The sequence below is a fragment of the Kitasatospora sp. NPDC088861 genome (assembly GCF_044750105.1).
GTDB lineage: Bacteria > Actinomycetota > Actinomycetes > Streptomycetales > Streptomycetaceae > Kitasatospora.
In genome coordinates, this window is the sequence record NZ_JBIVJF010000032.1 from 80,134 (window position 1) to 80,427 (window position 294).

Below are 294 nucleotides of genomic sequence, written 5' to 3' on the forward strand. Positions count from 1 at the left end.
GCTCCAATTGTCGGATGAGGTCCGGTGCCTTTCTAAAGGTGCCGGGCCTTGTTTGCTTTTGGGGAGGCGATCTCCGTGCTCGGTCGGACGGCGACGTCGGTGATCCTGTCCTCCCCGGTGGAGCAGCGGGTCCTGCTGCCCTCGGAATAGCCCCGGCCGGAAGCCCGGAAGCCCGGAAGCCCGGAAGCCCCGGCCTGGGCGGCGGTTTCTAGGGGTCGTTGCAACACGTGGTCGGTTTGATCAGGCCGCGATGAGTTTATGCAGGCGCTCGGCTGGGGTTTCCCAGCCGAGCGT